We start from the raw sequence: 18,546 nt of genomic DNA, 5'->3' as shown, positions 1-18,546 counted from the left end.
CGCCGCTGCGGTCATGGCACGATGCTGGAGTCCGCCGGGGCAGCGGCCGCGTCTGGCTCGCTCTGTTTGCCGTTGCCATTTTTCTTGTGGGGCTTCAGTCCGAGATAGGCCATCGGCATCAGTTCGAGCCGCATGCCGAGTTCGACGGTGCGGTAGGGGGGCAGTTTGAAGAAGTCGGTGGCGCGCACGGCATTGCGCGCCATGACGGCGAACAGCATCTGCCGCCAGCGCATCATGCGCGAGACCGAGCCGTGCGGCGTCAGCGTCTCACGTCCCAGGTAGTAGCTGGTGGCCTCCGGATCGAAGGTCAGACCCAGTCGTTCGCCGAGGCGCAGCGCCACCGGCAGGTTGGGGCTCTGCATGAAGCCGTAGGTCACATGCACCCGGTAGAAGCCGTGGCTGAGTTCGACGATCTTCAGCCGCTTCGAGGCTGGCACCCAGGGTTCATCCTCGGTCACCACCGTCAGCAGGATCACCCGCTCATGCAGCACCTGGTTGTGCATCAGGTGGTATTGCAGAATCGGCGGCACGCCCAGATCAGGCGCGGTCATGAAGATGGCGGTGCCCGGTACCCGCAGCGGCCACTGCGCCGTGAAATGGCTCAGGAACTCATCGAGGGGGGCGACCGAGCCGCGCAACTGGTTGATCACCGCCTGCCGTCCGGAGCTCCAGGTCGACATCAGCGTGTAGACCAGCAGTGCCACCAGCACCGAGAACCAGCCGCCATGTTCGATCTTGACCACGTTGGCACTGAAGAACGACAGGTCGATCAGCGCAAACAGCCCGGCAATGGCCAGTGCCGCCGGGCGCGGCCATTGCCACTTCTCGGACATCACGAAGAAGGTCAGCAGCGAGGTGATCAGCATCGCGGTGCTGATCGAGATGCCATAGGCGCTGATCAGATTGCTCGATGACTTGAAGCCGAGTACCAGTGCGATGGTGGTCAGCATCATCACCCAGTTGAGAAAGGGGATGTAGATCTGGCCAATCTCGTTCGGCGAGGTCTGGACCACATTCATCCGTGGTGCCTGACCCAGCTGGATCGCCTGGTTGGTGAGCGAGAAGACGCCCGAGATCACCGCCTGCGAGGCGATCACGGTGGCCATGGTCGCCAGGATGATCAGCGGATAGAGACCCCACTCCGGCGCCAGTGCGAAGAAGGGATCCTTGATTGCGCCGCCACTCGTCAGCAGCAGTGCCCCCTGCCCCAGGTAGTTGATCACCAGGGCTGGAAGAACCAGAAAGAACCAGACCCGCCGGATCGGTTTGCGGCCAAAGTGGCCCAGATCGACATAGAGCGCTTCACCGCCGGTCACCACCAGAAAGACCGCGCCGAGCGTGAAAAAGCCGACCATTTTGTTGTCGATGAAAAAATTCACCGCGTGCAGTGGGTTGAGTGCCGCCAACACCGCCGGATTGCGCCCGATGGCCAGCAGGCCGAGGATTGTCAGCACGCTGAACCAGACCACCATCACCGGACCGAACAGCGCCCCCACCTTGTGGGTGCCGCCACTTTGCAGCAGGAACACCCCGATCAGAATGACCACGGTGATCGGTATCACGTAGTGCGCCAGACCCGGTGCCGCCACCTCCAGCCCCTCCACCGCGCTCAGCACCGAGATGGCCGGCGTGATCACCCCTTCACCGTAGAGCAAAGAGGCGCCGATGATCGCCAGGATCACCAGCGTCTTGGGTTTGTTGCCGCCCTGTGATGAGTGCCAGGGGTCCAGCAGTGCCAGCAGCGCCAGGATGCCGCCTTCGCCGCGGTTGTCGGCCTTGAGCACCACGGTCTGATACTTGATCGAGATCACGCAGATCAGGGTCCAGAAGATCAGCGACAGCACGCCCAGCACATTGGCCTCGTTGACCGGCAGCTGGGTGCTGCCGAAAAAGCACTCCCGCAATGCGTAGAGTGGACTGGTGCCGATGTCGCCGAACACCACCCCCAGTGCCGCCAGACTGAGCACCATCAGTCGGCTGTCGCGGTTTTCCGGTCCGCGTTCGGAAGCGTGCATTTCGGTGGATGAAGGGATCGAACTGGAATCAGCCACGGATGTCACCTGCTGATGAAAGGTGTCGTTGCCGTGACCGCAATGGCCAGGCTGACAAGCGGCGAGAAAAGAGTCATGGCTTCACATTGCAGCGAAATGGCTGGTGCGAGCATCGGATGACATCAAAGGTGGGTACCCTTGCCTGACAAAAGGTGGCCGATTCTACTCCCCCTGTCGGCGCCAATCCACCCGGTGCGACCGCCTTCAGCGATGACGAAAACCGGATCCGCGCAACGCATCTCTTGCTTTTTTTGCAATCGGCTCTAAATTAGGCAGAAGGAGCGCGCCGCTGAGGCGCCGCTTTCTGTGTGACCCAAGCATCGGAACAGACCCATCCCGGTCTTTCGGGCGATCACATTCGCCACCTCGGGTTCGTCCAGTCTGCACACCCGCAGTCCATTCGTCCTCTTCTATCTTTTATCTTTGCCATGTTTCCTCTGGCCAGGCACCACGCCTCGGCTCAATAGCCCACAGCTCAACCCTCATCACGCTTCGACCATGCAACAACCCGCCAGCCACAGTCACCAGCCAACACGCCCGCACATGAACCTGACCGAACTCAAGACCAAACCCATTCCAGAACTGCTGCAGATTGCCAACGAGATGGGGTTGGAGAACATGGCCCGCTCGCGCAAGCAGGACATCATCTTCGCCATTTTGAAGAAACATGCGCGCAGTGGTGAGGACATCAGCGGCGATGGAGTGCTGGAGATCCTGCAGGATGGCTTTGGCTTTCTGCGGGCGGCGGAGGGCTCCTATCTGGCCGGTCCCGACGACATCTATGTTTCGCCGAGTCAGATTCGCCGCTTCAACCTGCGCACCGGCGATACGGTGGTGGGCAAGATTCGTCCGCCCAAGGAGGGTGAGCGCTACTTTGCGCTGCTCAAGGTCGACACCATCAACTACGACACCCCCGACAGTTCGAAGAACAAGATCCTGTTCGAGAACCTCACACCGCTGTTTCCGCAGCGGCGGCTGCTGCTGGAGGCCGGAAACGGCAGCACCGAGGACATCTCCGCCCGCATCATCGATCTGGTCTCGCCGATCGGCAAGGGGCAGCGCGCGCTGATCGTCTCGCCACCCAAGGCCGGCAAGACCATCCTGCTGCAGAACATCGCCCAGTCGATCGCCCGCAACAACCCCGAATGCTATCTGATCGTGCTGCTGATCGACGAGCGTCCCGAGGAGGTGACCGAGATGCAGCGCATGGTGCGTGGCGAAGTGATCGCCAGCACCTTCGACGAGCCGCCGACCCGCCATGTGCAGGTGGCGGAGATGGTCATCGAGAAGGCCAAGCGGCTGGTCGAGCATCGGATGGATGTGGTGATCCTGCTCGACTCGATGACCCGGCTGGCCCGCGCCTACAACACCGTGGTGCCCTCCTCGGGCAAGGTGCTGACCGGCGGTGTCGATGCCAACGCGCTGGCCCAGCCCAAGCGCTTCTTCGGCGCCGCGCGCAACATCGAGGAGGGGGGCAGCCTCACCATCATCGCCTCGGCGCTGATCGACACCGGCTCCAAGATGGACGAGGTGATCTACGAGGAGTTCAAGGGCACCGGCAACGCCGAAATCCACCTTGACCGCCGTGCTGCCGAGAAGCGCATCTATCCGGCCATCAACATCCGCCGCTCCGGCACCCGCCGCGAGGAGTTCCTCACCAGCGAGGACGAACTGCAACGGATGTGGATCCTGCGCAAGCTGCTCAATTCGATGGATGACCTGGATGCGATCGAGTTCCTGGTCGACAAGCTGCGGCAGACCAAGAGCAACGATGAGTTCTTCGCCTCGATGAAACGCAAGTGATGGCGTAACGGCCATGCGCTACCGCGACCTGCGCGACTTCATCGCCCTGCTCGAACAGCGGGGCGAGCTGAAGCGGATCAGGACACCGGTCGACCCCCGCCTCGAAGTGACCGAAATCAGCCAGCGCACCCTGTTGCGCGGCGGTCCGGCGCTGCTGTTCGAGCAGCCGCTGAACCACTCGATGCCGCTTCTGAGCAACCTGTTCGGCACGGTGCAGCGGGTCGCGCTCGGCATGGGGGAGGAGGAGCCGAGCCGGCTGCGTGCGATCGGCGAGACACTGGCGGCGCTGCGCGAGCCCGAGCCGCCCCGCGGTCTGAAGGATGCTTGGGAGAAGTGGCCGCTGCTGAAGCAGGCACTCAACCTGGCGCCGAAGCTGACCCGCACCGCCCCCTGCCAGAGCCAGATCTTCGAGGGCAGCGAGGTCGATCTGGGACGGTTGCCGATCCAGACCTGCTGGCCCGGTGATGCGGCACCGCTGATCACCTGGCCACTGGTGGTGACCCGCGGACCCGAAAAGCCGCGGCAGAACCTCGGCATCTACCGTCAGCAGGTGATCGACCGCAACCGTGTCATCATGCGCTGGCTGGCCCATCGGGGTGGCGCGCAGGATCTGCGCGAATTCTGGCAGCGCCATCCTGACCGTCCCTTTCCGGTGGCGGTCGCGCTGGGTGCCGATCCGGCCACCATCCTGGCGGCAGTGACGCCGATTCCCGACACCCTTTCGGAGTATGCCTTCGCCGGCCTGCTGCGTGGTGAGCGCAGTGAGCTGGTCAACTGCATCGGCAGCGACCTGCAGGTGCCGGCCAGTGCCGAGATCGTGCTGGAGGGGGTGATCCATCCCGGCGATTTCGCCGATGAGGGCCCCTTTGGCGATCACACCGGTTACTACAACGAGGTCGAGCGTTTTCCGGTCCTCACCATCGAGCGCATCACCCAGCGCGAACGGCCGATCTATCACAGCACCTACACCGGCAAGCCGCCCGATGAGCCGGCCATTCTCGGCGTCGCGCTCAATGAGGTGGTGGTGCCACTGCTGCGCAAGCAGTTTCCGGAGATCATCGACTTCTATCTGCCGCCGGAGGGCTGCTCCTACCGGCTGGCGGTGGTCACCATCAAGAAGGGCTATCCCGGCCATGCCCGCCGCATCATGCTCGGGGTCTGGTCGTTTCTGCGGCAGTTCATCTACACCAAGTTTGTGATCGTCACCGACGACGACATCGATGCCCGCGACTGGAAGGAGGTGATCTGGGCGGTGACGACCCGGATGGATCCGGTGCGCGACACCCTGCTGATCGACCAGACCCCGATCGACTACCTCGATTTCGCCTCGCCGGTCAGCGGTCTTGGCGGCAAGATGGGGCTCGATGCCACCCACAAATGGCCGGGCGAGACGCAGCGGGAGTGGGGACGGCCGATCCGGATGGATGCCGCGGTCAAGGCACGGATCGACCAGCTCTGGCCCGAACTCGGCATCGACTGAGGCAGGGTGGTTGCGATGCTGCACAGCCTCTGCTGGCAACCCGACCATCGACACCCCGCCACCGACAACGAAACCCTGCTCGCCGCCGCGCAGCGGCATGGCTTCAGCCTGCCGGCCTCCTGTCGCAACGGCAACTGTGAGCGCTGCCGTTCGCAACTGTTGCGCGGCAGGGTGTTGACCGCGCAGGGCATCATCGAAGCGGACGGAACCTCCTGTGCCATCCTGCCCTGCTGCGCCATCGCGCTGAGCGATCTGCTGCTCGACAACCCGGCGCTGCTGCCGCCGTCCACCCTGCCTCAGGTCCAGCGCGCCTGCCAGGTCGCGGCGCTCGATCCGACTGCGGATGGCTGTTGGCGGCTGCTGCTGCGCACTCCGGCCGCGGGCGGTCTGCCGCGCTATTTCGCCGGGCAACGGGCGCGACTGATCTATGCCGATCGGCAGGTCGAGCTCCATTTTCGCGCCCCATGGCCGGATGGGCGGCTGCTCGAATTCCTGCTCGACCCGCTGCCGCTGGGCGATCTGTGGCCGTCGCTGTTCGACTGGCTGCGTCGCGAGCCGGTGATTCGCTGTCACTGGCCGGTGGGTGAGTGGCACGCCGGGCGGCTGCACGAAGCCGATTCACTGCTGATCGCCTGTGATCGCCACGGCTTTGCCGGTGCGGCCAGTCTGGCCGAGTGGCGGCTGCAACGGCAGGTCAGCCCGTGCACCGGCTGGCTCTGGCTGGACGACGCGACGTGCGCGCCACCGCCGCATGTCGAGCAGTGGCAGCAGGCGCAACCGCACCTGCGGCAGGTCGATTGGGATGGATGCATGGGCTTTGCCCGGGTGCTGATCTTCTGCGCGGCCGACACCGGCCAGTCGTGGCGCGCGCGGTTGTGCCGCTCAGGTGCGATGAGGATCGATCTGGCCGGGGAGTCGGCCTGAGGATGGGCGGGGCTTGCCCGGCAGCGGCAGTTCCGGCAGCGTCACCGCCAGCAGCCCGAGCGCCTGCTGATAGTGGCCGATTCCGGTCGTGGCCTCGCCCAGCGCCGTGTCGAGCCGCGCCAGTTCGGCGGCGGTCTGCGGGTCGGGGTGCAGCGCGAAGCTGGCCTGCAATGCCTGCTGTGCCCGTCCCCATAGGCGGTTGCGCAGTGCCAGCCGTGCCACGGCCCGCAGCAGGATTGCATCGTGCGGATGGCTCTTCAGCCAGCGCTCGGCGGTGGCCAGTTGCTGGTCGGGATGTTCGCCACCGATGCGGCCATAACGCTCCACCAGCGCCGCTTGCCAGTCACGGCCCAGCGCTTCGCGCACTGCCCGTTCGGCACGCGGTTCGGCACCGCTCTCGATCAGGGCATCGACATAGGCCGCAATCACCTGTGGGTCACGCGCCAGTGGCCGGGAGAGTCGCGTGAACTGCTGCTCCAGCGCTGCTGCACCTTGGGCGACGGCAGCGCTGAACAGGCCGCACTGGAGCGTCCGTTCCAGCGTCCGCAACTCGTCGTCGTTCAGCAGCTTGGGCTTTTTCAGCTTCGGCAGCAGTTCGGTCAGCAGTGGCCAGGCCCGCTGGCGCAGCAGCGCCTCGGCCAGCAGCCGCAGCCGTGCCGGATGGTCGGGATGTGCCGCGCCCAGCGCATCGAGCAGCGCCACGGCCCGTTCGGGCGCGCCTCGGTCGATCCACAGCCGTGCCTCGGTCAGATCGGCTGCCAGCCGATCCTCGGCGCTCCCCTCCTGACGAATCGATGCCAGCAGTGCCTGGCTGGCCTGCAGGTCGCCGGCGCGTTCGGCCGCCTGCGCCGCCAGCAGTCGCAGCGGCAACCGCTCGTGGTGCGCACCGCCCAGCCGGGAGAGCCGATGGTGTGCCTGCCGCCACTGGCCCTCGGCAAAGGCGATCAAGCCCTCATCGACCCGTTGCGCCTGCCGGCGGACATCCCGGTGCTGCCACCAGCTGCCGAGTCGTTGCCCACCGCGCAGCAGCCGCTGCAACAGCCGCAGCAGCCACAGCAGCACCAACAGGCTCAGCAGGGCGAACCAGAGGCTGGTTTCGATCGAGAAGCCGCCGTAACTGAACAGCAGATAACCGGGGTCGCGCTGCGCCAGCAGCACCAGCAGTACGGTGAGCGGCAGCGCCAGCAGCAGCATCCATGGAAGACGACGCATCCTCAGGGTGCCTCGGCCGGGAATGGGCTTGGCGTCATGGCCGGCGTGTTTCTCTCGGCCTCGATGGCCTGACGCACTGCCGACAGCGAAGCCTCCAGCGTCGGTGCTGCCGTTGCAATCGGCTGTTGGGTGAGCTCGCGCAGCGTCGCACGCAGCGCCGTCACCTCGGCGGCGTTGCCGTCAAACTGCCGATCGAGCAGGTCGAGCGCCGCATCGAGGCTGGTGTGGTAGATCGACGGCTCCCCGCGCAGCAGTGCCAGCTGGGCCAGTTGCAACTGGAGCTGCAACTGCTGGCGCAGCATTGCCGTTTGCGACGACGTCAGCAGGGGTTCGACCGATTGCGTGCGCTGGCGAATGACCACCAGTGGCCGCAACTGCTGCCAGATGCGGTCGAGCCAGCCGCGCCAACCCGGTTGCACGGGGGCGGCTGGCTCGCCGGTCGTCGCCTCGGCCAGGCTGGGTGTGCCGCGTGGCGGCAGCCGGTCGACCTGCCCGATGCCGGCCGACAGACGGAAAAACTGGCCTTCGACATCGGCTGGAGCGTGGCCGTCGAGTGCCGCCAGATCGGCGGCCAGAGCGGCGCGCAGCGGTTGCAGCTGCGGATCGTCGAGTTCGGCGACCAACCGGTCGGCCGTTGCCACCTGCTGGCGGGCAAACCGGAGCAGCCGGCCGGCGAGCAGTTGGTCATTGGCCAGTCGCAGCAGATGCTCCGCTTCGGCCAGCCGCCACTGCCGTGGTGCATCACCCTGGTTGAACCGCTGCTGGGCGGCGGTCACTGCATCGAGCCGCTGGCCGAGCTGCTCCTGTTGTGCGGTCAGCCGTGCCTTCTGCTGCTGTTGTTCCGTGCCCTGCTGTTCGAGCTGCTGCAGCAGCCCGTCGATGCGACCATCGAGCCGGCTGGAGGCGTCGCTCAACTGGTCGAGCCGCTGCCATGCCGTGCTCAGTTGCGGCTGCAACCACAGCAGCAGGGCCGCCAGCGCCAGCAGGCCCAGCAGCGCAATGCCGAGCGCCAGCCAGGCCGGCCAGCGCGAGACAGGGCGTGCAGCGGGTGCAGTGTGCGAAGCCTGCACCACCTGGGCAGCGCCCAGCAGTGCGGGTTCGGGTGAATCAGGCAAGGAGGGTTTCGGCATTGCGGGCTCGCCATTGAAGAAGACAGGTCAGCAGCGCATCGTCGCTGGCGTCATCGGCCACCAGCGGTTGACGGAACCCCAGCTCGCCAGCCAGTTGCGCCAGCCGCGTCGAGGGCAGCAGCAGTGGCCGCTCGAGCATCGCCAGCAGCGGGCCGGTCAGCGCCCGGCGCAGATGGTCGATGCCCTCGCCACTGCTGGCGATGACCAGGTCGGGCAGGGGCCGGCTCCAGTTCCTGATCTGCTCGAGGGTCGATGCGGGGCAGATGCGCCGGTAGAGCTCCAGATAGTCGACCCGGGCACCCCGCGTCTGCAACTGCTCGCGCAGCGTCTCGCGGCCGCCGGTGCCACGCACGATCAGAATCGCCCGACCGGCCACCCGTTCGCTGCCGAGTTGCGGCAGTGCCAGCAGTGCCTCGCTGTCGCTGCCGCCGGCTGGAATCTCTGCGGTGATGTCGAACTCGGCGAGGGTCGCCTGGGTGGCTGCGCCCACTGCCAGCCAGTCGATGCCGGTCGGCAACTGCGGCCAGAGATCGAGGATCGCCTCGGCGCCCAGCCGTGCCGCATTGCTGCTGATGAAGATCACCGCCTGATAGCGGTCGAGGTCGAGCAGCAGCGCGCGGGCGGCGGCCGTCGGCGGCAGCGGCTCGATCGCCAGCAGCGGCAGGTGAGACACGGCTGCGCCCGCCTGTTGCAGCAGTGCGATCAGGCGATCGGCCTGCCCGGCGGGTCGGGTGACCCACAGATCGAGGCCGGCGAGCGGCCTAGTCTGCGGCTGCATCGACCCGTGCCGCCTCGATCAGTGGGCCGGCGCCGGCGCGCAGCAGCTGCTCTGCCACCGCGATGCCGATGGCCTCGGCCTGGGCCGGATCACCCCACTGCTCGGCGCGCAGCAGGGTGCCGCGCTCGACATCGCCGACCAGTCCGCGCAGCCACAGTCCCCGTGGCGAGAGCTGGGCATGGCCGGCGATCGGCACCTGACAGCCGCCGTCGAGGCGGCGGTTCATCGCCCGCTCGGCGGTGACGCAGAGGGTGGTCGGCAGGTCGGCCAGCGGTTCCAGCAGTGCATGCAGCGCGACATCGTCCTGACGGCACTCGATGCCGACTGCGCCCTGTCCGGCCGCCGGCAGCAGCAGACGGTCATCCAGCGATTCACGGATGCGCGCCGCGAAGCCGAGTCGCCGCAAGCCGGCCGCGGCCAGAATGATGGCGTCGAACTGCCCCTCATCCAGCCGGGCGAGCCGGGTGTTGACGTTGCCGCGCAGGGTCAGCAGCTCGAAATCGGGCCGCAGCGCGCGCAGTTGCGCCTGCCGGCGCAGGCTCGAGGTGCCGATGCGGGCGCCCTGCGGCAGGTCGAGCAGCGTGCAGGGCAGCGGCGTGACCAGCGCATCGGCCGGCTCTTCGCGGGCGCAGAGGGTGGCGATCGTCAGCCCGGCGGGCAGCTCCATCGGCACATCCTTCATCGAGTGGACTGCCAGATCGGCCTCGCCGTCGAAGATCGCCTGCTCCAGCTCTTTGACGAACAGCCCCTTGCCGCCAATTTTGGCCAGCGGTGCGTCGAGCAGCTTGTCGCCACGGGTGGTGAAGGTGACCAGTTCGACCCGCAGGCCGGGATGGAGCGCCAGCAGACGGGCGCGGACGTCATTGGCCTGCCACAGGGCCAGCGGGCTTTTGCGGGTGGCGATGCGGAGCAGGCGCGACGCCATGGGCTCTCCTCGGCGGTGGTGACGACAGAGCGCGCATGATAGCGCCATTGCCGGGGTGCGGCACGGACCAAGCGTTCAGACGCGGCGCAATCGTCGCTTCAGTTCGGTCAGATGGCGCCGGCTCACCAGCAGCGGTCGCTCGACGCCACGCAGCCGCAGCCGATGGCCGCTGTCGGTCGCTTCGAGCGATTCCACCGCATCGAGCGCCACCAGCGCGTTGCGATGGATGCGCACCAGCCGGTCGGCAAACTCCTGCTCCAGCGCGCGCAGCGGCTCATCGATCAGCGCCTCGCCAGCCGCATGGATGACGGTGACGTACTTCTGTTCGGCGATGAAGGCGCGCACCTCGTCGAGCGCGATCAGGTCGATGCCATGGCGCCGCTGGATCGACAGGTGGCTGCGGCCACCACCCGCGACGGGTCGGGCACGCGCCTGCTCGATCGCCGCCCACTGCAACCGGCTGAGCTGGCAGGCATCCTCGAGCGCCTGCAGCAGGTCGGCACGGCGCACCGGCTTCAACAGATAGCCGGCCGCGCGCACGCCGAAGGCTTCGCGGGCGTAGTGGTCGTAGGCGGTGCAGAACAGGATCGCCGGCGGGCGCGGCAGGTCGCGCAGCCGTGCCGCCAGGTCGAGGCCGTTGAGTCCCGGCATGCGGATGTCGAGCAGCAGGATCTCCGGCGCCTCAAGGGCCAGCAGCTCCAGCGCGGCATGGCCGTCACCGGCCATCGCCACCACCTGATAGTGCTCCAGGTCGTTGACCAGCGATGCCAGCCGCTGTCGCGCCAGCGGCTCGTCATCCACCACCATCACCCGGCGCACTGCATCGATGCCTCGCTGGCCACGCTCACTCATGCGTCCTTCGCCTCGTCAGATCTGGTCAGGAAAAGAGAGCAGCGTGCGGTAGCCGCCATCGGTGGCAGAGCCCTGCACCTCGGCGCGGTCGCCGAAGCAGTTTCGCAGCCGCGCCCGGGTGTTGGTCAATCCAATGCGGTGCCCCTCGCTCGCCGCGCTGGCGGCAGGCAGCGGATTGGTGATCTCGATCTCGATGCGCTCGCCTCGGCGCGACAGCCGGATGTGAATCTCGCCGCCATCGAGCAGTGGCTGCACGCCGTGGTAGATGGCATTTTCGAGCAGCGGTTGCAGCGTCAGCGGCGGCAGCCGGGCGCTGTCGGGGTGGGGTGCCAGTTGCCAGACCACCCGCAGCCGTTCGCCGAGGCGTCGCTGCTCGATGGCGAGGTAGCGCTGGCAGAGTTCGATCTCCCGCGTCAATGGCACCAGCCGCTCGCCCTCCTTGAGCGTGGCACGGAACAGCTCCGACAGATCGACCAGCAGCTCCTCGGCCGCCAGCGGATCGATGCTGATCAGCGCCGCGATGCTGTTGAGGCTGTTGAACAGGAAGTGCGGGCGAATGCGCGCCTGCAGCGCATCGAGCCGGGCGGTCAGCGCTGCCTGCTGTTCGACGCGCAGCCGATCGCTCAGATAGAGGTAGCGCAGCGCCACGCCGGTGGTGATGGCACCGATCACCAGTGCGGTGGCCAGCGCGTAAGGATCGAACCAGTCGGTGGTCTCGGCCACTGCCCATGTGGTGAACCACTGACCGCAGAGGGTCACCACCATCACCACCGCCAGCACCAGCAGATAGAGTGCGCTCACCGCGGCGGCCGGTTCCAGCCGCAGCAGCCGGGCGCGTAGCCGGCTGATCAGCAGTGCCGAAGTGAGTGCGATCCACTCCACCTGCAGCGACCAGAGCGCCAGCATCTGCCAGTCGAACTGGCGCACGCCGCTGGCGGCCAGCACCAGCACGATCACCAGCAGCTCGCACAGCAGCAGCAGAAAGAGCAGCGGCCCGACCCGGCTGAAGTCGGGCACCAGTCCCGATTCGACCGATGTCGGCAGGGGGTGCGCCGTGGCGGGGCGCTTGGCGGTGGTGCGGTGCAATCGATCGGGCTCCTGCAAGGTTCGTTCGGTGGCGGATCACCTTGGTACAATGGCCGCCCCGTCCATCTTTTATAGCGTAGTCCAGAACCGATGAATGACGCCTCTTCGACCCATCAACTGTGGGGTGGCCGCTTTCAGCAGGCGACCGACGCCTTCGTCCAGCGCTTCACCGCCTCGGTCGGTTTCGACCAGCGCCTGGCGCTGCATGACATTCGCGGCTCGCTGGCCCATGCCGAGATGCTGACACGGGTCGGCGTGCTCGACAACGAAGAGTTCCGGCAGATCAGCAGCGGGCTGGGCCAGATCCGTCAGGAGATCGAAAGCGGACAGTTCCGCTGGTCGATCGAGCTCGAAGATGTGCACATGAACATCGAGGAGCGGCTCACCCAGCTGATTGGCGCGGCCGGCAAGAAGCTGCACACCGGCCGCTCGCGCAACGACCAGGTGGCGACCGACATCCGGCTCTACCTGCGTGACGAGATCGACCAGATCGAACGGCTCATCAACCGGTTTCAGGCTGTTCTGGTCGACCTGGCCGAGCGCGAGGCCGACACCATCATGCCCGGCTTCACCCACCTGCAGAGCGCGCAGCCGGTCACCTTCGGTCACCACATGCTGGCCTGGTACGAGATGCTCGAACGCGACCGCGAACGGCTGCTCGACTGCCGCGTGCGGGTCAACCGGATGCCGCTCGGCGCCGCGGCGCTGGCTGGCACCACCTACCCGATCGACCGCACGCTGACCGCCGCGCTGCTCGGTTTCAGCGCCCCGGCCGGCAACTCGCTGGATGCGGTCAGCGACCGCGACTTCGCCATCGAGTTCGTCAGCGCCTGCGCGCTGCTGATGACCCACCTCTCGCGCTTCTCCGAAGAGCTGATCCTCTGGAGCAGCGCCCAGTTCCGCTTCATCGAGCTGCCCGACCGCTTCTGCACCGGCTCTTCGATCATGCCGCAGAAAAAGAACCCCGACGTGCCCGAACTGGTGCGCGGCAAGAGCGGCCGGGTCAACGGCCATCTGGTCGCGCTGCTGACGTTGATGAAGGGGCAGCCACTGGCCTACAACAAGGACAACCAGGAGGACAAGGAGCCGCTGTTCGACACCATCGACACCGTGACCGACTCGCTGCTGGCCTACACCGACATGATGGCGGCGATCGAACTCAACCGCCCGGTGCTGCGCGCGGCGGCCGAGTCGGGCTATGCCACCGCCACCGACCTGGCCGACTACCTGGTCAAGCGCGGCGTTCCGTTCCGCGATGCCCACCACATCGTCGGTCGGGCAGTACAGCACGCCATCGGCCAGCAACTGGCGCTGAGCGAGCTGCCGCTCGAGTTGCTGCGGCAGTTCTGCGCCAGCATCGACGAGGATGTCTACCAGGTGCTGACCCCCGAAGGGTCGGTGGCGGCCCGCGACCATCTGGGTGGCACCGCGCCACGGCAGGTGCGCGAGGCTGTGGCCCGTGCCAGGACCGGGCTGGCCGGGCGCGCTGCCGCCCGCTAGCCGGGGGTGGCCCGCGACAGGCCGGATTCCGTTCGGCTGTCTATAGTTATGGGATGGACAGCAGCACAGTCGAGACTTGGAGCGACGCCGGCGTCGACCGCAAGGCGTTGCGCCAGACCGTCGAACGTTTCCGCCGGGTCAACGATGCCCGGCTGGAGCGCTACCGCGGATCGCGCAACGAACGGCAGCGCCAACTGCTCGATCTGCTGCCGCTGCTGTTTCACCTCGACCATCCACTGCTGCCCGGCGCCGGCAGCGGGCCAACCCCGTTCGGTGTGGCCGGCTATCAGCCGGGGCGCGAGGTGCTGCATGCCGCGCAGCAGTTGAGCCGCGCCTTTCGCTACAACCCGGTCTCCGAGCAGCAGCGCGACATCGATGCGATTTATCTGATGGGCAGTGTCGGCTCCTTTGCCTGCAATGCCAGCAGTGACCTCGACATCTGGCTCTGCCACCGCCCGGGTCTCGACGACGCGGCAGTCGATCGGTTGCGACGCAAGGCGCAGCGCATCGCACGCTGGGCGGCGGAGCTCGATCTCGACCTGCACTTTTTCGTCTTCGATTGCGACAGCTTTCGTCGCGGCGAGCAGAGCGAGCTGTCGAGCGAGAGCAGTGGCTCGGCCCAGCATGGCCTGCTGCTCGATGAGTTCTACCGCACCGGGCTGCTGCTGGCCGGGCGCTACCCGATCTGGTGGCTGACGCCGCCCGAGCTCGAGCTCCACCATGCCGAACATGCCGAATGGCTGCGGCAGCGCCGCTTCATCGACGCCCGGGAGGTGATCGACTTCGGGTCGGTGGCGCGGGTGCCGTCCGAGGAGTTTCTGGGCGCGGGCATCTGGCAACTGTTCAAGTCGATCGATGCGCCCTACAAGTCGGTGCTCAAGCTGCTGCTGATCGAATGCTACGCCAGCCAGCACTCGGTCAACCGTGCGCTGGCGCTCGACTACAAGACGGCGATCTACGCCGGCATCACCGACCCGGACCAGCTCGATCCCTATGTCTTTCTCTACCGCCGGCTCGAAGCCCATCTGCAGGAGCAGCATGATCCGCAGCGGATCGAGCTGATTCGACGCTGCCTCTACCACAAGGCCGAGGGCGGTGGCACTGGCTGGCGGCGGGCGCTGATGCGGCGGTTGACCGATGAATGGGGCTGGGACCGTGGGCGCCTCGCTCGCCTCGATCGCGCGCAGTGGAGCATCGAGCGCACCATCGAGGAGTGGCGGCGGCTGGTGGTCGAACTCACCTTCAGTTATCGCGCGCTCACCCGTTTTGCCCGTGACCGGCAGTTGACCAATGTCATGGATGCCAGGGAGTTGCAGGTCCTGCAGCGCAAACTCAACACCGCCTTCGAGCGTCGCCCCGGCAAGATCGACCTGCAACCTGCCTGTCTGCCGCTGCCCTTCGCCCCGCGGCTGCACTTCAAACCGCGACCGGCGTCTGACGTCGGTTGGGCACTGTTCGATCAGGTCGATGTGGCGACCAGTCCGCCGATCCGGCAGGCGCGCCAGTTGGGCGAGTTGATCGCCTGGGCTCACTTCAACCAGTTGGCCGGACGGTCGAGCCGCAGCACAGTGGAGGGCAGCCTCAGTGAACGGGCCCTGCAGCGTCTGTTTGCCGAACTGGAGCGTTGGCAGCCGATGCCGTTGCCGCCCACCCCCCATCAGGCCTTCGCCAGCGTGCAGCAGCCACTCTCCAGCATGTTGGTGATCAACCTCGACAGTGAGACCCCCTCCACACTGCATGCCTCCGGGTTGGCCCGCATCTCCAGCCGCAGCGATGCCCTCGGTTACAGTGGTCTGCGGCAGAATCTGGTGCGCACCATCGACAGTTTCATCCTCACCAGCTGGGGCGAGTTGCTGACCCAGCGCCATGTCGGCAATGCCGCCCTGATCGACACCCTGGTCGACCACCTCAACGGCCATGGCATGGCGCTGGAGCGCCTGCCGCCACCGCCGGTCATCAGTTGCATGACCGAGGGGCGGGAGCTGCTGATCAGCGAGCGCATCGAGCAGTGCTTTGTCGCGGTGCGGCAGCATTTTGCACCGCATGGCAGCCGGACGGCGCGCTACCTGTTCGAGATCGAAAAGGAGCTGTTCATGCTGGAGTGGGAGGGTGCACGTGTCGTGCAGCGCCGATTCGGCTCGATGGGTATGCTGTTTGGACACCTGACCATGCCGGCCGCGCAGTTCCGCACCTTGCAGATCGACCCGATGAGCCTGCCGCAACATGACCTGCATGTCGTCGCACGGCTCAATCAGCCCAACCGGATCGAGCTGCTCTACCGGCTGCAGGGGCAACAGATCCGCATTTACATCGTCGATGAGAGCGGCGCGCTCTTCGCGCTTGCGCACCCCGGCAGCGATCCGCGGCAGGCGGTGGGTCCCTGGCTCGGTTTTCTGGAGCGGATCGACGAGCGACGCCAGCGCGACGGCGCGCCCGCGCTGGCGCTGCACTGCTTCGAACTGACCGGCCGCGAGCCGCTCGCCACGCCGCGCAGCTTTGCAAGTCTGGTCTCCCGGCTCGCCTACCAGGGTGTCGAGGCGGTGGCCGAACCGGCGGAGGGCGGCGAATCCCGCTTCATGCTGCGGGTTGGCGATGCCGAATTTTCCAGCCGGCACGATGACGAAGCGCTCTACGGTCGCGTCGCCGAGGCGCTGCTTCGGCAACGTCGCAGCGGCGAACGCTACCCGGCCCATCTCTCCGACCTCGATCTGGGTGCGCTCGGTGGTCCGCCACCCTCCACGGCCAGCTACCTGCACCACAAGGTGCGCATCGAGGCGGCGATCAACCGTTTCTTCATGCGGCAGGAGTCGGTGGGCTGATTGCTGGCGCGTGCGCTGCGGCCTCTGATACCAGCTTCTTTTCTGTTGCCCGAGCCATTAGAGTTGATCGTGATCCGGCGGGCTCGCTGCGTTGTCCGCGCCGGTTCGATCCCCACTCGGCACGACAGGAGCAGAACGCATGAAAGAAAAGAAGTCCAAGGGTTCAGCCATCGACATCGGCATCGACGGCGCTGATCGCCAGAAGATCGTCGATGGGCTGTCGGCCCTGCTGGCGGACAGTTACACCCTCTACCTGATGACCCACAACTTCCACTGGAACGTCACCGGACCGCACTTCAACAGCCTGCATCAGATGTTCATGGTGCAGTACACAGAGCAGTGGAATGCGCTGGATCTGATCGCCGAGCGCATCCGCGCCCTGGGGCATCCGGCGCCCGGCACCTACCGGGAGTTTGCCAAGCTGGCCTCGATCGAGGAGGTCGAAGGAGTTCCCGCCGCGATGGAGATGGTTCGCCATCTGGTGGCCGCGCAGGAGGCCACTGCGCGGACGGCACGCAAGCTGCTGCCGATCGCCGATGCCGCCAACGACCAGCCGACGATCGATCTGCTGACGCAGCGGCTGAATCTCCACGAAAAGACCGCCTGGATGCTGCGCAGCCTGCTGGAGGCGTGACCTTTTCTCGCGTGGCGGCGCCGGCGTGCGCAGGGCCTGGCCGGTTTCCAGTCAGGGTCGGTTTTGCGCCGGCATCGCCTCTTCCAGACTCCTGACCTGCAACAACTGCGGGAACCAGCGCATCCACAGCCCCACCACCAGCAGGGTGCCGCTGCCGCCGAGCAGAATCGACGGCACCAGCCCGAACCACTGCGCGGTGAGGCCCGACTCGAACTCGCCCAACTGGTTCGACGCACCGATGAAGATGGCGTTGACCGAACTGACCCGGCCGCGCATCTCATCCGGCGTGTGCAGTTGCACCAGGGTCTGACGGATCACCACGCTCACCATGTCCGCCGCCCCCAGCAGCAGCAAGATGGCCAGCGACAGCGGCAGCGAGCGTGACAGCCCGAGCGCGAGGGTGGCGAGGCCGAACAGCGCGACACCGAGGAAGAGCGCCCGACCGGCCGCATGCAGCGGGTGGCTGGCCAGCCAGAACGACATCGCCAGCGCGCCGACCGCCGGCGCTGCGCGCAGCAGCCCCAGACCCACCGGACCGGTCTGCAGCAACTGATCGGCAATGATCGGCAGCAGCGCGGTGGCGCCGCCCAGCAGCACCGCGAACATGTCGAGCGAGATGGCGCCCAGCAGCATCGGTTGACGGCGCAAAAAGCGAATCCCCTCCATGAACGACGCCAGAAAGTTGCTCTGCGGGCCGCTGCGGTCCTGATGAACCAACGGCCGCACGGCCGCCATCATCGCCGCCGCGGCGACATAGAGCAGTGCGGTGACGCCATAGGCTTCGGTCGCGCCGAGCAGATAGAGCAGCCCGGCCACCACCGGACCGATCAGTGTGGCGGCCTGCATTGCCGAAGAGCTGATCGCCACCGCGCGTGGCAGCAGCAGCGGTGGCACCACTGCCGACAGCAATGCCTGGGTGGCCGGCACCTCGAAGGTGCGGGCGGCACCGCCCAGAGCCACCAGCAGCAGCACCAGTTCGCGGTTCACCGCACCCTGCGCACTGACCAGGCAGAGCAGCAACAGCAGTATTCCCTGCAGCAGTTGCATCAGCAGGGTGACGCGGCGGCGGTCGAAGCGGTCGGCGACATGGCCCGCCCAAGGGGTGAGCACCACCCGGGGCAGGAACTGACAGAGCCCCACCAGCCCCAGATCGAGCGCACGGCCGGTCAACTGATAGACCTGCCAGCCCAGCACCACGCCCTGCATCTGAAAAGCGCTGGCGGTGCAGACCCGCGCCAGCCAGAAGAAGATGAACGCGCGCTGCCGCAGCAGGGCGGCGAGCGAGGATTGCGCAGGGGTTTCGGTCGCCATCTGTTCTTTGCCCAGGAGCCTCTTCGGCGGTGGTTTTTCGG

The 18,546-nt window shown here is 66.6% G+C and carries 14 protein-coding genes; 6 read left to right on the top strand and 8 right to left on the bottom strand.

Translation table 11 applies throughout. The features are described from left to right. Positions 1-11: 11 nt before the first annotated feature. Positions 12-2,015, bottom strand: coding sequence for a potassium transporter Kup (locus tag H7A13_05565; GenBank protein ID MCP5332809.1), 2,004 nt, complete (start codon positions 2,013-2,015; stop codon positions 12-14). A gap of 579 nt (positions 2,016-2,594) precedes the next feature. On the opposite strand from H7A13_05565, the gene rho reads away from it, so the two are divergent. From rho to H7A13_05550, 3 genes are read left to right on the top strand one after another with little or no spacing between them, the layout of a single operon-like run. Next, complete coding sequence (gene rho, locus H7A13_05560) at positions 2,595-3,854, top strand: transcription termination factor Rho (GenBank protein ID MCP5332808.1); 1,260 nt, start codon at positions 2,595-2,597, stop codon at positions 3,852-3,854. A 13-nt stretch (positions 3,855-3,867) separates the two neighbouring features. Further along, entirely contained in the window at positions 3,868-5,334 is a 1,467-nt protein-coding gene (gene ubiD, locus H7A13_05555) for a 4-hydroxy-3-polyprenylbenzoate decarboxylase (protein MCP5332807.1), read from the top strand. 6 nt (positions 5,335-5,340) lie between these two features. Further along, entirely contained in the window at positions 5,341-6,258 is a 918-nt protein-coding gene (locus H7A13_05550; protein MCP5332806.1) for a 2Fe-2S iron-sulfur cluster binding domain-containing protein, read from the top strand. Here H7A13_05550 and H7A13_05545 read toward each other — a convergent pair. The 6 genes from H7A13_05545 to H7A13_05520 form a co-directional block, all read right to left on the bottom strand. Then, positions 6,217-7,470 (bottom strand): heme biosynthesis protein HemY, encoded by a 1,254-nt coding sequence (locus tag H7A13_05545; GenBank protein MCP5332805.1) that lies wholly within the window; start codon positions 7,468-7,470, stop codon positions 6,217-6,219. The genes H7A13_05550 and H7A13_05545 overlap by 42 nt on opposite strands. Positions 7,471-7,472: 2 nt before the next feature. Next, a complete protein-coding gene (locus H7A13_05540; protein MCP5332804.1) occupies positions 7,473-8,600 on the bottom strand; it encodes a uroporphyrinogen-III C-methyltransferase in 1,128 nt (375 codons plus the stop codon). After that, positions 8,578-9,378, bottom strand: a complete 801-nt coding sequence (locus H7A13_05535) for a uroporphyrinogen-III synthase (protein ID MCP5332803.1) — start codon at positions 9,376-9,378, stop codon at positions 8,578-8,580. Before H7A13_05535 ends, H7A13_05540 begins: the two co-directional genes overlap by 23 nt. Next, positions 9,362-10,303: a hydroxymethylbilane synthase gene (gene hemC / locus H7A13_05530; protein ID MCP5332802.1), complete on the bottom strand. Its 942-nt coding sequence runs from the start codon at positions 10,301-10,303 to the stop codon at positions 9,362-9,364. Before hemC ends, H7A13_05535 begins: the two co-directional genes overlap by 17 nt. 75 nt (positions 10,304-10,378) lie before the next feature. After that, a complete protein-coding gene (locus H7A13_05525; GenBank protein ID MCP5332801.1) occupies positions 10,379-11,155 on the bottom strand; it encodes a response regulator transcription factor in 777 nt (258 codons plus the stop codon). A 15-nt stretch (positions 11,156-11,170) separates the two neighbouring features. Next, complete coding sequence (locus H7A13_05520) at positions 11,171-12,241, bottom strand: histidine kinase (protein ID MCP5332800.1); 1,071 nt, start codon at positions 12,239-12,241, stop codon at positions 11,171-11,173. 90 nt (positions 12,242-12,331) lie between these two features. Between H7A13_05520 and argH the strand changes: the two genes are divergently transcribed. The 3 genes from argH to H7A13_05505 all read left to right on the top strand — a co-directional run bounded on the left by argH (position 12,332) and on the right by H7A13_05505 (position 17,194). Next, a complete protein-coding gene (gene argH / locus H7A13_05515; protein ID MCP5332799.1) occupies positions 12,332-13,741 on the top strand; it encodes an argininosuccinate lyase in 1,410 nt (469 codons plus the stop codon). A gap of 53 nt (positions 13,742-13,794) precedes the next feature. Then, complete coding sequence (locus H7A13_05510; protein MCP5332798.1) at positions 13,795-16,560, top strand: class I adenylate cyclase; 2,766 nt, start codon at positions 13,795-13,797, stop codon at positions 16,558-16,560. 139 nt (positions 16,561-16,699) lie between these two features. Then, the gene (locus tag H7A13_05505; protein MCP5332797.1) at positions 16,700-17,194 is read left to right on the top strand and encodes a DNA starvation/stationary phase protection protein; all 495 of its coding nucleotides are present in this window, start codon (positions 16,700-16,702) and stop codon (positions 17,192-17,194) included. A 51-nt stretch (positions 17,195-17,245) separates the two neighbouring features. Here H7A13_05505 and H7A13_05500 read toward each other — a convergent pair whose 3' ends face one another. Further along, the gene (locus tag H7A13_05500) at positions 17,246-18,505 is read right to left on the bottom strand and encodes an MFS transporter (GenBank protein MCP5332796.1); all 1,260 of its coding nucleotides are present in this window, start codon (positions 18,503-18,505) and stop codon (positions 17,246-17,248) included. Positions 18,506-18,546 lie beyond the last annotated feature (41 nt).

The sequence above is a fragment of the Pseudomonadales bacterium genome, from assembly GCA_024234215.1.
Classification (GTDB): domain Bacteria; phylum Pseudomonadota; class Gammaproteobacteria; order Pseudomonadales; family UBA5862; genus JACKOQ01.
Note: the sequence above shows the minus strand (reverse complement) of the source record. Positions and strands in the feature narration are given on the sequence as shown.